The organism is Psychroserpens jangbogonensis (genome assembly GCF_000797465.1).
In the GTDB taxonomy this organism is placed as follows: Bacteria; Bacteroidota; Bacteroidia; order Flavobacteriales; family Flavobacteriaceae; genus Psychroserpens; species Psychroserpens jangbogonensis.
Genome location: NZ_JSWG01000001.1, coordinates 292647 through 308327, shown reverse-complemented (window position 1 = coordinate 308327; position 15681 = coordinate 292647). Strand labels below are relative to the sequence as shown.

Sequence of the window (15681 nt, the reverse complement as noted above, 5' to 3'; positions counted from 1 at the left end):
CAGAATTTGTTTTTAATTGATGCTCCTGCAAGATACAGATTTCACTCCATATGACGCAATACATTAACGCTTGTTACAATCTAATGGTAAAATTTTCTTTGGCTTGTTCTTTTCTAAAAAAAATCAATCCCCAAAAAAAAGTATCTATGCTAATTGTAACCTTTGGATGTGTTTTTATGATTTCCCATGCTTCAACCATATCTTTTGACCAATGGATGTCGTCGAAAATAAAAACGGAATTATTATGCGCTTTGTTCACTAGCAAGTTAAAGTACTTCAGCGTCGCTTTTTTATTATGATTGCCATCAAAGAAAACCAGATTAAAATTGTTGTCTTGCAATTCTAAAAGAGCGTTATCAAATTCTCCGGTTTTGAGAGTGACATTGTTAACATTGAACTCGTTAAGTTGTTGCTTTGTGAAGTCTGAAATATTTGAACAGCCTTCAATAGTAACTACATGATTTTTTGAATGACCTAAAGCTATTGCTTGAGTAGCGATTCCTAATGATGTGCCTAGTTCTAAAGTGTGTTGAGGTTTAAAATAGCGAACAAGTCTGTACAATAATTTTGCTCTGTTTAGAGTTGAGCCAGAGGTCTTAGCTATTGAATTGACAGCTCTCAAATTAGTCTTGAATACTCTAGAGCCAGCGCCAAAATCTGTGATTTTAATCTGCTGTTTGTTTTTTAATAAGTATTTTCGATATTCAGAAAGACTAGAGTACGCATCGTGTTTTGTTTTGTCATAAAAGCATTTGGTAACCAAATCATAAACAAAAGGCGAATGCACACCATGTTGATTGGTTGACTTGAAAATGAATTTTATGTATTCAATAATTTGAAACATTAATTAGGATTCAAACTTTTCTGATAATTCAAACCATCGCATCTCTTTCTCTTCAATATTATTTATTATTTTTTCAAGTTGCTGAGATAGTTCGTTAATCTTATCCTGTGACAATGACATATCAGTAAATTTTTCTTCTACTGCCTTTTTATCTAGTTCTAAAGAACGGATTTTACTCTCCAGGTTTTTATATTCTTTTTGTTCATTATAGGATAATTTCTCGGCCTTATAATCTTTCACTTTTTCTTTAGAAACTTTAGAAGTTTCTACGGTGACTTTAGATTCGACTGGTGTAGAGGCTTCGTAAGTTCTATAGTCAGAATAATTACCTGGGAAATCTTGAACTTCACCATCACCTTTAAATACAAAAAGGTGATCTACAATTTTGTCCATAAAATACCTGTCGTGAGAAACAACCAGAAGGCAGCCAGGAAAGTCGAGTAAAAATTGTTCGAGAATATTCAATGTTACAATATCTAAATCATTTGTTGGCTCATCAAGAATTAAAAAATTTGGATTCTGAATTAAAACGGTACACAAGTACAAACGTTTTTGTTCTCCACCACTTAATTTTTCTACATAGTCGTGCTGTTTTTTTCCATCGAAAAGAAAACGTTCTAATAATTGTTTAGCACTAATTTGACGTCCTTTAGTCAATGGAATAAATTCTCCAAACTCTTTAATAACCTCAATGACCTTTTGCTTGGGTTTGATATTTATACCACCTTGTGTGTAATAGCCAAATTTCACAGTATCTCCAATAATGATTTTTCCAGAGTCTGGTTGTGAAGTATGTGTGAGCATATTTAGGAATGTAGATTTTCCTGTACCGTTTTTTCCAATGATACCAATGCGTTCACCTTTTTTAAATACGTATTCAAAATTATCTAGAATCACTTTATCGTCAAAGGATTTAGATACTCTATGGAACTCAACAATTTTACTACCTAAGCGTTCCATATTGATTTCTAATTCGACTTTGTGATCATTTCTACGCTGATGGGCACGTTTCTTTATATCTGAAAAATCATCAATTCTAGATTTAGATTTAGTCGTTCTCGCTTTAGGTTGACGACGCATCCATTCTAATTCTTTTTTAAATAACTGTTTGGCTTTACCAGTTTCAACCTGCTCTTGTAGGATTCGAGTTTCTTTATTTTCGAGGTAGTATGAATAATTTCCTTTGTAAGTGTATAGTTTTCCGTGGTCAAGTTCAATGATTTCATTACAAACACGTTCTAAAAAGTAACGATCGTGAGTTACCATGAAAAGCGTAAACTGTGATTTAGCAAAATACTGTTCTAACCATTCAATCATTTCTAAATCAAGATGATTTGTAGGTTCATCTAGAACAAGTACATCTGGATTACTAATTAATGCTTGGGCTAAAGCCAGACGTTTTATTTGTCCACCAGACATTGTACTAATCTTTTGATTAAGATCATCTAGCTTAAGTTGAGACAATATTTGTTTAAACTGAAGTTCAAACTCCCATGCGTTATGAATGTCCATTTGTTCAAAAGCTTTTTGGTAGGCTTCTGTGTCTTCAGGATTTAGTAGCGCTTTTTCATAATTTTCAATAATTTTTAATTGCGGAGAATCTGAATTAAAAATAGTATCATTAATAGTTAGCTTATCATTAAATTGCGGAGACTGTGATAAAAATGAAATCCGTAAACCATTTCTCATTACTACCTGTCCAGAATCTGGAGAGTCATCACCAGATAGAATATTTAATATCGAAGTCTTCCCACTTCCGTTTTTGGCAATAAAAGCAGTTTTATCATCTTTATGAATACTAAATGAGAGATCAGAAAAGAGTTCTAATTCACCATAAGATTTCGATATGTTTTCAACAGTTATATAATTCAAATCAATTTTTTTTACAAAGAAAGTTATATTACTCAAAAATACTGCGAATAGTTTTGATATTAATAGTGATAAGTTATATTTGTGAAGCAACAAGCAATTTATAATGAATAGACTATTAGTGCTAACAGGATTGTTACTTTGTATCTTGTCTACATCGTGTATACCTCATAAGGATATTGTTTATCTTCAAGAGAAAGATACGCCTTCTGATTCAACGCAAGTAATGGTTGAGCAGCAAAAACCTTACAGAATTCAAATCTATGATATTTTGAATATTCGTCTTAAGGTATTAGATCAAGACAATGTTACCATTTTTAATCCAGTAGGTGAAGGGAATTTAAATGCGTCAAGTGCTGAGCGCGCCTATTTTGATGGGTTTACTGTTGATCTTCATGGTAATATTAGAATTCCTGAACTTGGAAAAATAAATGTTTTAGGTTACAATGCTGAAGACATTGAAAAATTAATAAAAGATAAACTATTAGAAGAACAGTTTAAAGAAACTGCAAACATTTTTGTTACAGTAAAATTAGCTGGACTTCGTTTTACTGTAAATGGAGAAATAAAATCACCAGGTACAATTACACTCTTTCAGGAGCGTGTTAATATTTTTGAAGCTATTGCTAATGCTGGTGAAATACCTATAACCGGTAACGCAAAAGAAGTGCAAATAATAAGACAATACCCTCAAGGACAAAAAATACACACTTTAGATTTAACAGATATTAATGTAATGAAATCTCCGTTTTATTACATTCAACCTAATGACATTATTTACATCAAACCATTGAAACAAAAAACTTGGGGAACAGGTACTACAGGTATTGGAACGATAACTTCTATTGTTGGTTTAATTACGTTATTTACAACAACCCTTTTATTAATTGATAGAGCAAAATAACATGTCAAATCAAGACTATTTAGATACTGAAGAATTTGGCCGGATAAGTTTTGACTTTAGAGGTTATTTATTTAAAATTTTAAATCTTTGGAAGCTAGTTCTATTATCAATAAGTACTGCACTTTTAATAGCTTATTTTATTAATGTAAGAAAACAAAATATATATAAGTTAAATTCACTTATTTCTGTAGAAAATGATCAAAATCCATTTTTTACTGCTAATACTAGCATCTCCTTTAATTGGGGAGGAGTTTCTGGAAAAGTTGGTAAAATAATAACAGCGATAAAGACAAGGACTCATAATGAAAAAGTAGTAGACTCATTACAGTTTTACATGCAGTATTTGGTTAATGGAAAATATAGAAAAGAAGATGTGTATAAGAATGTGCCTTTTGATTTTCAAATAGATAAGTCTAAACCTCAAGTTTTAAGCTACCCAGTAGGAATACGTTTTTTAGATAATAATGAATTTGAAGTTTTTACCGAATTTGAGGGCGCAAAAAGAAGTGCTCAAAAATATGATAACAAATCCATAAACAGTATTTCTGTTCAAACAGGTGTTTTTACGAAAAAATATAAAAATGGTGAATTAATAGATTTGCCATTTTTAAATGGACGACTTGTTCTTAAAACTTCATCACAAGTTAAAACTGGATCTGAATTTTTTATTCAATTTTCAAATTTTGACGGAATCGTCAATAGTTATAAAAATAAAATTATTATTGGTGCTTTTTCTAAATCTGCATCTTCTGTTTTACAATTGCAATTAGCAGGAACTAATAAAGCGAAAATTGTTGATTATTTAAATGCAACTTCAGCAATTTTAAGTAAATCAGAGCTAGAAAAGAAAAACTTATACGCTACCAATACTATTAGATTTATTGATAGTAGTCTTGCTACGGTTAATTTAAATCTAATAGATGTTACTGATGAAATGAACAAATTCAGAAAACAGAACAAAGTATTTAATGTCACCGATGAAATTTCTCAAGTTTCAAATCAATTAAGAGCGTACGATTTAACTAAAGAACAAGAACAATTAAAATTAAATTATTTAGATAATTTAGAAACTTACCTTAAGACAAAAACAGATTATACTGAGATTGCCGCACCTACAAGTGTTGGTATAGAAGAAAGTAATATATTAAGTAGTGTGTCAAAAATAATAGCATTGGCATCTGAACGTCAAAATTTAGAATATACTACTAAAGAAAGTTCAGCTCTGTTTAAAGAATTAGATAAGCAAATCGATTCTGAAAAAAATGTGCTTTTAGAAGTTATAAAATCGACCAAGAAGACGTTAGGTATTCAATTGTCTACTATTAATAGGAGTATTGTAAATTTAGAAGCTAAATTGATTGATTTACCTGAAGATCAACAGCAGTTTTTAAAGATTCAAAGAAAACTGGATATTAGTCAAGAGGCGTATAATATTTATACAGCCAAAAGAAGTGAAGCAGCAATTGTTAAAGCCGCAAACATTTCTGATATATCAGTTATTGATGAAGCTAAAGATATTGGTGGTGGTCGTATAGGTCCAAATAAGTCGCTCAATTATATGATGGCTTTGATGTTAGGCTTTTTTATTCCAATGTTTTTGATTTTCATGCTTTTTTTGTTAGATAATACTATACATGGCTCTGATGAGATTGAACAATTATCAAAGATTCCAATTTTAGGTTTAATTGGAAAATATAATTATAAAAACAATCTAATTGTATTTGAAAAATCAAAATCAGCCGTTGCTGAATCTTTTAGATCTATTCGATCAAGTTTACAGTTTTTATATAAAAAACTAGAAAATAATCAAGGAAAGACATTAATGATTACTTCATCTGTGAGTGGTGAAGGAAAAACATTTTGCTCTATTAATATTGCAACGGTTTATGCTTTATCTGGTAAAAAAACAATTTTGTTAGGTCTCGATTTACGTAAACCAAAAATATTTGGAGATTTTAATATTGATAACGATAAAGGTGTCGTAAATTATCTTATTGGAGAAAGTGATTTTGAAGAAGTTAAATATGTTACACATATTGAAAATCTTGATGTTGTGCCTTCGGGTCCAATTCCTCCAAATCCATCAGAGCTTTTGATGAGTGATCAAATGAAAATTTTGATTGATCAATTGCGTAAGGATTATGATATGATCGTATTAGATACACCACCTTTGGGATTAGTTACTGATGCTTTAGAATTAACACAATATGCTGACGCTACAATTTTTATGGTTCGATTGGATTATACTAAAAAAGGTATGTTGGCGTTAGTAAATGCGAAATATAGAGCAGGAGAAGTTAAAAATATTAGTTTTGTGTTAAATTTCTACAAGCATAAAACGAATCATAATTATGGCTATGGCTATGGCTATGGCTATGGCTATGGCTATGGTGTTTATGGTAATGCCTATCATGAAAAGGACAAAAAATCAATTTGGAAACGTATAAAAAAGGTTTTTAACCGCGCTTAATTGTGATAACAAAAACTCAACTCAGAGTAAAACGTTCTTTTGATTTAGTGTTTTCTATCATACTAATTCCTGTATTAGTTATTCCAATTATTTTTTTTATCATTATTGCAACTATTGATACTGGTCAAAGCGGATTGTTTTTACAAAGAAGAATTGGTCAACATGGTAAATTATTCCATATTTATAAGGTAAGAACATTACGTAAAGAAAAACATGTTTTAGGACATTTAGATATGAGTGCTACACGCTTCGGAAAGTTTTTAAGACGCTACAAACTAGATGAGCTTCCGCAAATTTTTAATGTTCTTATTGGTAATATGGGTTTTGTTGGTCCAAGGCCAGATATTTCTGGTTTTGCAGATGAGTTAGAAAACGAAGATAGAATGATTTTAAAAGTGAAACCAGGCATAACAGGTCCGGCAACTTTGAAATATAAAGATGAAGAAACGATTTTATCACAACAACTTGACCCTAAAAGCTACAATAGAACGATTATTTGGCCAGATAAGGTCGAAATAAACAAAAAATACCTTGAGAATTATAGTTTTTCTTTAGATTTGAGTTTTATTTTAAAATCGATAGTAAATTAAAGATGAATAATACACATAAAATAGCGATTCTTGGACTTGGCTATGTTGGCTTACCGCTTGCAGTTGAGTTTGCTAAAAAATATATGGTCATTGGTTTTGATATCAATGAGAAACGTATAAATGAACTTAATAGTGGTGTTGATAAAACTCTAGAAGTTGAAGACGATCATTTAAACTCTGTACTCACCACAGATCCAAATTCTAGCACTGGATTATTCATTACTAATGATGCGAGTCACTTGGAAGATTCTAATGTATACATTGTTACTGTTCCAACTCCAACAGATGAACTTAAGAGACCAGTATTTACACCATTGATTAAAGCAAGTGAGTGTGTAGGGAAAGTACTTAAGCATGGAGATATTGTTATTTATGAATCTACAGTATATCCTGGTGCAACCGAAGATATCTGTGTGCCAATTTTAGTAGAACATTCTGGATTGAAATTTAACTATGATTTCTTTGCAGGCTATTCTCCAGAACGTATTAATCCAGGAGATAAAAAACATACAGTAACTAAGATTCTTAAAGTAACTTCTGGTTCAACTCCAGAAATTGCAAAAACAGTTGATGATCTATATAAAAGTATTATAACTGCTGGAACACATTGTGCTCCATCAATTAAAGTTGCTGAAGCAGCTAAGGTTATTGAGAATTCTCAAAGAGATATCAATATTGCTTTTGTTAACGAATTGTCTAAAATATTTAGATTGTTAGATATTGATACTAAAGCTGTGCTTGAAGCTGCTGGAACAAAATGGAATTTCATTAAATTTAGTCCAGGTCTTGTAGGAGGTCATTGTATTGGTGTTGATCCATATTACTTAGCTCAAAAAGCTATCGAGTCTGGTTACAATCCTGAAATTATTCTTGCTGGTCGTAAAATGAACGATAGTATGGGATCTTATGTTGCTCAGGAAACTATTAAGATGATGATCAAAAAAGGAGCTAGAATTAAAGATTCAAATGTCTTAGTTTTGGGTATTACCTTTAAAGAAAACTGTCCAGATATTAGAAATTCAAGAGTGATAGATATTATTGAAGAATTTGACTCGTACAATACTAATGTTGACGTTTTTGATCCATGGGCTTCTCCTGAAGAAGTAAAGCATGAATATGGTATTGATTTGTTAGATGATGCTTCAAAATTACGTTCAAATTACGATGCGATCGTACTTGCGGTTTCGCATAATGAATTTTTAGAATTAGATTTGCAAACAATGAAATCAGATATAGGAGTAATTTTCGATGTAAAATCATTACTTCCAAAAAATTCTGTAGACGCCAGATTATAATGTACGAACACAAATACCATTCAGAAGATTTAAGTCAGTTATCATTCCTTGTTACAGGAGGAGGAGGTTTTATAGGATCTAATATTGTTCAGTATTTATTAAAATACGGAGCAAAAAAAGTACGTGTACTAGATGATTTTTCAAATGGGCATCGTGAAAACTTATTAGAATTTCATAGTAACCCTTCTTTTGAATTGATTGAAGGCGATATTAGAGATTTACAAACTTGTAAAGATGCTATGAATGGCATTGATTACGTGACCCATCAAGCTGCTTTAGGCTCTGTTCCACGTTCTATAAATGATCCTGCTACTACTAATGCAGTGAACATTTCAGGTTTTCTAAATATGATGATTGCTTTAAAAGATTCGTCTACAGTGAAACGAATGATATATGCTGCTTCAAGTTCGACGTATGGTGATAGTCTTGTACTTCCAAAAGTTGAGGATAATATTGGGAAACCACTTTCACCTTATGCAGTTACTAAATATGTAAATGAGTTATATGCTGATGTTTTTGGTAAAACATATGATACAGATGTAATTGGTTTAAGGTATTTTAACGTGTTCGGACCAAAACAAAGCCCAGATGGAGCTTACGCTGCTGTAATTCCTCTTTTTATGCAAGCATTGAAAGATGTTGCTTCTCCTAACATAAATGGAGATGGTGAGCAAACTCGTGATTTTACATTTGTGGATAATGCTGTACAAGCAAACATAAAAGGTTTTTTCGCTTCAAAAGAAGCTAAGAATGAAGTTTTTAATGTGGCATGTGGAGAACGTATTACGGTTAATTATTTATGGGAATCCTTACGTATAGCTGCAAATTCTGATTTAAAAGCTATTTATGGACCTAAAAGACAAGGTGATGTAAGAGATTCTTTAGCAAATATTTCTAAGGCGCAAAACTTATTAGGATATAAACCACAATTTACAGTAAGAGAGGGTTTGAAAATTACTTGGGATTATTTTATGAAGTAATATGTGAAATAGGAAAAACTAAATAATGCCGATAATAAAGCATAAAATAAAAAAAACCTTGTCCATTGTGATTCCTGTTTATAATGAGGAAGATACAATTCATTTATTATTGGATTTAGTCAGGGATGTAAGTTTAGTAGAAGATATTAAAAAGGAGGTGCTAATTATTGATGACTTCTCTAGTGATGATACTAAAAATGCTATTTTAAAATATAAAAATGCAAATCCAGATTTCCCCATAAAACTATTTGGACATGATAAAAACAAAGGGAAAGGCGCTGCTTTACATACAGGCATAAAAGAGGCAACAGGTGATTTTCTAATTATACAAGATGCCGATTTAGAATACGATCCAAATGAGTATAACTTACTATTAAAACCTGTTTTAAAAGGCGCAGCAGATGTTGTTTATGGTTCTCGTTTTAGAGGAGGAAATCCGCATCGCGTACTCTTCTTTTTTCACACAATCGGAAATAAGTTTTTAACCATGCTTTCAAACGTGTTTACAGGAATAAATATTTCAGATATGGAAACCTGCTATAAACTTTTTAAAACTGAAATTATTCAAAGTATTCAACTAAAAGAACAGCGTTTTGGCTTTGAACCAGAAGTGACAGCTAAAATTTCTAGAATAAAAAATATTAGAATTTATGAAGTCGGTATTTCATATTATGGAAGAACGTATAAAGACGGTAAAAAAATAGGATGGAAAGATGGTGTAAGAGCAATTTACTGTATTCTGAAATATAATGTGTTTTCTAGTTAACATCTTAAAATAAATAGTGTGGCCACAGAAATAAAATTTGAAGAACAAGACGAAGCAGGAGAAACTACCCTAGAAGTTATTGCTAAAGCTGATAAGTTTAATCGTTGGATGTACCAAACCATTAAGCCGTTTTGTAAAGGTCGCGTTCTTGAAATTGGTAGTGGAATTGGTAACATTTCTACATTTTTTATGCAAGACCAATTTGAAATTATGCTTACCGATATTAGAAAAGGCTACTGTGAAAAATTAGAATCTACATTTGAACAAAACCCTTATTTTTTAGGTGCCGAGATTATGGACTTAACCGATGTTGAGTTTGATCAAAAATTCGAAACACATTTAGGTCAATACGATACGGTTTTTGCACTTAATGTTGTTGAACATATTTTTGATGATGAACTGGCTTTAAGAAATTGTAAAAAATTACTAAAACCAGGCGGACAGCTAACTATTTTAGTGCCATCTTATCAAAAGTTATATAACGGATTTGATAAAGAACTAGGCCATTACAGGCGCTATACAAAATCGCTTTTAAGTCAGGTGTTTTTAAAGAGTTCTTATAAAATCATTCATAAACAATATTTTAATTTTATTGGTATTTTTGGTTGGTATGTTACAGGAAGTCTAATGAAAAAAGAAACAATTCCTGGTGGACAAATGAAACTCTACAATAAGCTTGTTCCAATTTTCAAAATCATTGATAAACTAACCTTTAATCAAATAGGATTGTCAACGGTAATAGTAGGTAAAAAACCAGAAGTTGAATAAAGCTGGCTATTGCTGATGAGTTTTTAAGCTTAACTAGTGAATTCTAACTATTTTAGTGTTGCTCAATTCAAATTATAGTCCAAATTATATATTTTCACATAAAATCCAAATGAGTTAAACTATGATTATTTATTTGTTTTATTCTATATTATGTTTTTCTATAATTTTTGCAATAGGGTTTTCATTTTTATCTTTAACCAAGCTTGATAAATCAAGTAATTCAAAACCTTCTTTTTTAGTAATTTATTTCACAGGCTTATTAATTTTGTCTGTAGTGACTTCTTATCTTTCAATAATAATACCTGCAAATAAATACTTAACAATTAGTTATGCATTTATAGCTGTCATCGGCATATTTAAATATAGAAAACAAATTAAAAATTACGTTTTACCAATTAAAAATTTATCAATTTTTGATTATCTCATAATTGGATCAATTATTATTTTTCTTATGATTATTTCTTCAAGAGGTATTTATAATTACGATTCTGGGTTATATCATGTTCAATCCATAAAGTGGATTGATGCTTATCCAGTAGTTTCGGGTTTAGGAAATTTGCACAGTAGACTGGCCTATAATTCATTGTTTTTCACTCTATCCTCAGTATTTACTATGAATGGTGTATTTAATGGCTACGACATTGTATTATTCCCATTGAATACGATTTGTTTAACTGTTTTTTTAATATGGGAATATTTTAATCTTAAATCATATATCCAAGCCAGAGAATTTAAGCGAGTAGGATTCGTTATAGCAATTGTTCTTTTAATGCTAAGTTTTTGTTTAAAATGGTTAAGCTCAGCTTCTCCAGACATTATTTGTGCAATTATGATCATAATTACCTTGCAAAAAATCAGTATGAAAAAATGTGACACTTATGATAAATCATTTTTTATTATAGCGCTTGTATCAGTCTGTATTACATTTAAACTTAGTTCACTTTTTCTATTTCTTGTAGTTTTACTCTTCATAAGAAAAAAAAGTATTGTTGCTGATACATTGAAAATTGGTGTTTTTGCAAGTGTTATATTTCTACCTTTCTTAATTAGAAATTACTATTTGTCAGGATATCTGATTTTTCCTTTTTCAGGCCTCGATATTTTTAGCCCAGATTGGAAAGTACCAATAACTAGAGTACTTAAAGAAGAGTATTTAATTGAGGCTTGGGCAAAAATACCAAAACAACCTTATTCAGAAGTTTTGAGCTTAGGTTTAACAGATTGGTTTCCAATATGGATTCGTTCAAAAGCTATACTTATCAAACTTTTGTTTTTCGCTTCATGTAGTACTTTATTCATTGGGATTATTCAATGTATCAGAAAGCGATTTATATCTTTTAAAATATGTATGGTTTTATTTGCTAATTTTTTGTTTTGGTTTTTTAGAGCTCCCGATCCAAGATTTGCATATGGTTTTCTGTTTTTTTCATTTGCATATTTTATATATTTTGTTGTGGATTTAATGCAAAAAAAAATACATAAGACAATTTTGGGTGTTTTTTTTATTGCTCTTACTTTTTCGCTTACAATAAGTTCGATTAAATCTCGTACGCTAAATACGTTGTCCTCATATAAGAATAATCTAAGTGTTTTTATGATACCACGGAATTTTATTTTTTCACAACCAATGCAATTTGAAAAAGTAGAAACTAACTTTGAATACTTTATTCCAAAGACTGGTGATAGGTGTTATAATTATAAATTTCCTTGTACACCATATCCAAAAGATGAGTTAATTTTAAGGGGTAAACATCTAAAGGATGGTTTTCGCTTAGAAACATTTTCAGCCAACAACAAATAGATTATAAAAAAGATGTTTTTATTAATGAAAATCTAACCGAACAAAAGTAGCTCATATCAAACTACATCTCATTAATTTATAAGCCTTAATTCCTTATATTAGCCGAAATAAATAATAAGCTTTTGAAAACCACAACTAACGATTCTTGGTTATATACTATTTCTTCTAAACGTAAATTAATAGATTTTAATTTTAAAGAAATATGGCGTTATAGGGATTTGTTGCTATTGTTTGTAAAACGGGACATTGTTACAGTTTATAAACAAACAATTTTAGGTCCGCTATGGTATCTTATTCAGCCTTTATTTACATCTATAATATTCACACTTGTATTTAATAATTTAGGAAATATACAAACAGGAGGAATTGACCCCTTTTTATTTAATCTTGCAGGTATAACTGCATGGAATTATTTTAGGGAATGCCTAAACAAAACATCAAGTACTTTTACAAGTAATAAGGCTATTTTTGGTAAAGTGTATTTTCCAAGAGTGATTATGCCATTATCAATTACGATTTCTAATCTATTGAAATTTGTAATTCAACTAATTATCTTTTTAGTTTTTTTATGTTATTTCTGGTATCAAGGAATGGATATTAGCTTTAATCCAAAATTGTTTTTATTCCCTGTATATGTTATCATGATGGCACTTCTTGGTCTAGGACTAGGAATGATTATATCATCGATGACCACAAAATATAGAGACTTAACCATATTGGTGGGTTTTGCGGTGCAATTACTAATGTATGTTTCTGCTGTACCTTATCCAGTTTCCGAAGCTAAGGCTAAATTCCCTGAGAAGGTTGCAATCTTGGTAGAGTATAATCCACTTACCCAGATTATAGAAGGCTTTCGTTTTATGTTATTAAATACAGGAACCTTTACCTGGTTTGGTTTTATTTATACTTTTGTTTTAAGTATCGTTTTATTTTTAATCGGTTTGGTTATATTTAATAGAACCGAAAAATCTTTTATTGACACTGTATGATTATATCTGATATTATTCTTAAAGCCGAAAATATAAGTAAGCAATATCGTTTAGGTGTTGTCGGTACAGGCACAATAAGTCATGATTTAAATCGATGGTGGCATCGAATTCGTGGAAAAGAAGATCCGTTTTTAAAAGTAGGAGCTATTAATGATAGAAGTGCAACAGTAAAAAGTGATTATGTATGGGCTTTAAATGATATTGATTTTGAAGTTCAACGGGGTGAAGTTCTCGGTATAATTGGTAAAAACGGGGCAGGAAAATCTACTTTATTAAAAATTCTATCGCGAGTTACAAGCCCAACTACAGGCGAAATAAAAACAAAAGGAAGAATAGCAAGCTTATTGGAAGTAGGTACTGGATTTCACCCAGAACTCACAGGGCGAGAAAACATATATCTTAATGGTGCTATTTTGGGCATGACAAAATCAGAAATCAAAACTAAAGAACAAGAAATTATAGATTTTTCTGGATGCCAAATGTATGTAGATACACCAGTGAAGAGATATAGTAGTGGTATGCGAGTTCGATTAGCTTTTGCCGTAGCAGCATTTTTAGAACCAGACATTTTAGTTATAGATGAAGTTTTAGCAGTAGGAGATGCAGAGTTTCAGAAAAAAGCGATAGGCAAGATGCAAGATATTAGTAAAGGAGATGGACGTACCGTTTTGTTTGTAAGTCATAATATGGCAGCTGTTCAAGATCTATGTACTCGTGTCGTTATTTTAGAACATGGCGAATTAACATTCAATGGAGATGTTTCAAAAGGGATTAATAATTATTTAAGTAAAAATAGCCTTTCTTTAGGTTATAAAGATTTCGATAATATTGATAACGAAACTTCAAGTTTTTCCCGTTTTGAGATGTTAAATAACCAAAACGAGTTAACACCGAGCTTTGTATCTGGTGAAAAAATTAAATTCAAAACACTTATAAATGTATGTAAGACAATTCGAAACCCCGTATTTAGCTTGAGGATTAGTGATTTAAATAATGTCAATATAGTCACATGGAGAAGTAATGATTATATAGAAGAACCACTGCCTAAGAATCAAAATAGAGATTTCGAAATTAGCTTAACTACAAATAATTTGTATTTATTGAACGGCGTTTATACAGTGTCAATTGGTATGGCTGATGGAATAGAAATGTTAGAAGCAAAAATTAAGTTTATTGAATTTGAAGTTCACCCTTCAAAACCAAATCAACAATTTCATACAATTACAAAGGAAAAATCGACTAATAGTCTAATATATACAATAGCAGATTGGGATGTCAACTAAAAAAAAACATATTTTAAAAGACATATTTGATTCGAGAATGGCTGTTCCTAATTTTAAATTAGTTGATATGCCACTAAAAAACATAGTAATTTTTCATGATACTAAAGATCATGACTCTGTGAAGAATTTGAAAGATTTAGAAAATGCTGTACGTTTTATTGAGGAAGATTATGATATTTCTTTCATTGAAATTGCCTCCGAGAAAATCACGATTAATCTATTAAATAATTTTGATTTTATTATTGTATGTGGAAACATGGGTTCTAATATTGATAAGCTTTTAAGGTCAATTAAAAACTTAAAAATCCCAAAAGGAATTATTATTTTTAATGATAATTTAGTTAAAAACAAGAAAGTTATAAATTTTTATGAGGTTGTTTGGTTTTTTGATTTTGAGCTAGCTAAGCAATTAAAGCATCCTCGAAAATTTCATGCCTTTTTAGGAGGTGATGCTGATCATCCAAAAAACATACCCAATTGGGATCATAAATATTATGGATATCAAATTAGAAAAGGACTAAATTCTGTCGTTAAAGATGACACTAGAATTTCTCAAAGATTATATTCTGATGTAAGGTTTAAAGTAGGTAAAGATTCCTTTTATAATAGTAAATTTCAAATCATAGGAAAAGATACTTTTGTTGAAATTGGCTCTTATTGTTCACTAGGAAATAATGTGAAACTATATACAACAAATCATGATGTTAATTTTGCGTCAACACAAGGTTATGTATATCGCAAATATTTCAAAACAGATCATCCTGGCGAAAATCAGTCTAATCCAACAGCATCAAGAACTAAAGGGCCAATACTTATAAAAAATGATGTTTGGATTGGAGATGATGTAAAAATAATGTCAGGTGTTAGTATCGGAAATGGTGCTTGTATTGCTGCTGGTAGTATTGTAACAAAGAATGTTGGCGATTATGAAATTGTTGGTGGAGCTCCTGCTCGATTTTTAAAATATAGATTTACAGAAAATGTGATAACGTTTTTCAAAGAGGTGAAATGGTGGAACTGGACCGATAGAAAAATCAAAAATAACGAACACTTTTTTAATATAAATTTTAACGAATCTATAAATATAAAAAACTTCAAAATAGAGGCCTAACAAAATAATTT

Annotated in this window: 13 protein-coding genes; 11 read left to right on the top strand and 2 right to left on the bottom strand. The window is 30.4% G+C overall.

All coding sequences use genetic code 11. From position 1 onward, the window contains the following. Positions 1-73 precede the first annotated feature (73 nt). Both RH81_RS01475 and RH81_RS01470 read right to left on the bottom strand, forming a co-directional pair. Complete coding sequence (locus RH81_RS01475; RefSeq protein WP_033956577.1) at positions 74-844, bottom strand: O-methyltransferase; 771 nt, start codon at positions 842-844, stop codon at positions 74-76. Positions 845-847: 3 nt separating this feature from the next. Continuing rightward, positions 848-2716, bottom strand: coding sequence for an ABC-F family ATP-binding cassette domain-containing protein (locus RH81_RS01470; protein WP_033956848.1), 1869 nt, complete (start codon positions 2714-2716; stop codon positions 848-850). A 103-nt stretch (positions 2717-2819) separates the two neighbouring features. Here RH81_RS01470 and RH81_RS01465 point away from each other — a divergent pair, with 103 nt between their 5' ends. The 11 genes from RH81_RS01465 to RH81_RS16260 all read left to right on the top strand — a co-directional run bounded on the left by RH81_RS01465 (position 2820) and on the right by RH81_RS16260 (position 15670). Continuing rightward, positions 2820-3617 carry a polysaccharide biosynthesis/export family protein gene (locus RH81_RS01465; protein ID WP_033956575.1) on the top strand — a complete coding sequence of 266 codons (798 nt, stop codon included), beginning with the start codon at positions 2820-2822 and terminating at the stop codon, positions 3615-3617. 1 nt (position 3618) lies between these two features. Continuing rightward, positions 3619-6087: an exopolysaccharide transport family protein gene (locus RH81_RS01460; RefSeq protein WP_033956571.1), complete on the top strand. Its 2469-nt coding sequence runs from the start codon at positions 3619-3621 to the stop codon at positions 6085-6087. Positions 6088-6089: 2 nt separating this feature from the next. Next, positions 6090-6677 (top strand): sugar transferase, encoded by a 588-nt coding sequence (locus RH81_RS01455; RefSeq protein WP_241478944.1) that lies wholly within the window; start codon positions 6090-6092, stop codon positions 6675-6677. A 2-nt stretch (positions 6678-6679) separates the two neighbouring features. Continuing rightward, entirely contained in the window at positions 6680-7972 is a 1293-nt protein-coding gene (locus tag RH81_RS01450; RefSeq protein WP_033956568.1) for a nucleotide sugar dehydrogenase, read from the top strand. Beyond that, positions 7972-8952, top strand: a complete 981-nt coding sequence (locus tag RH81_RS01445) for an SDR family oxidoreductase (RefSeq protein WP_033956565.1) — start codon at positions 7972-7974, stop codon at positions 8950-8952. Before RH81_RS01450 ends, RH81_RS01445 begins: the two co-directional genes overlap by 1 nt. Before the next feature lie 25 nt (positions 8953-8977). Next, positions 8978-9718, top strand: coding sequence for a glycosyltransferase family 2 protein (locus RH81_RS01440; RefSeq protein ID WP_033956562.1), 741 nt, complete (start codon positions 8978-8980; stop codon positions 9716-9718). Between the two features lie 18 nt (positions 9719-9736). Beyond that, positions 9737-10486, top strand: coding sequence for a class I SAM-dependent methyltransferase (locus RH81_RS01435; RefSeq protein WP_033956559.1), 750 nt, complete (start codon positions 9737-9739; stop codon positions 10484-10486). Between the two features lie 121 nt (positions 10487-10607). After that, a complete protein-coding gene (locus tag RH81_RS01430; protein WP_033956556.1) occupies positions 10608-12287 on the top strand; it encodes an LIC_10190 family membrane protein in 1680 nt (559 codons plus the stop codon). Positions 12288-12409: 122 nt separating this feature from the next. Continuing rightward, positions 12410-13276 (top strand): ABC transporter permease, encoded by an 867-nt coding sequence (locus tag RH81_RS01425; RefSeq protein WP_033956552.1) that lies wholly within the window; start codon positions 12410-12412, stop codon positions 13274-13276. Continuing rightward, positions 13273-14559: an ABC transporter ATP-binding protein gene (locus tag RH81_RS01420; protein ID WP_033956550.1), complete on the top strand. Its 1287-nt coding sequence runs from the start codon at positions 13273-13275 to the stop codon at positions 14557-14559. Before RH81_RS01425 ends, RH81_RS01420 begins: the two co-directional genes overlap by 4 nt. Beyond that, positions 14549-15670 carry a CatB-related O-acetyltransferase gene (locus RH81_RS16260; protein ID WP_052172363.1) on the top strand — a complete coding sequence of 374 codons (1122 nt, stop codon included), beginning with the start codon at positions 14549-14551 and terminating at the stop codon, positions 15668-15670. The genes RH81_RS01420 and RH81_RS16260 overlap by 11 nt, the downstream gene beginning before the upstream one ends. The last annotated feature ends 11 nt before the right edge of the window (positions 15671-15681 follow it).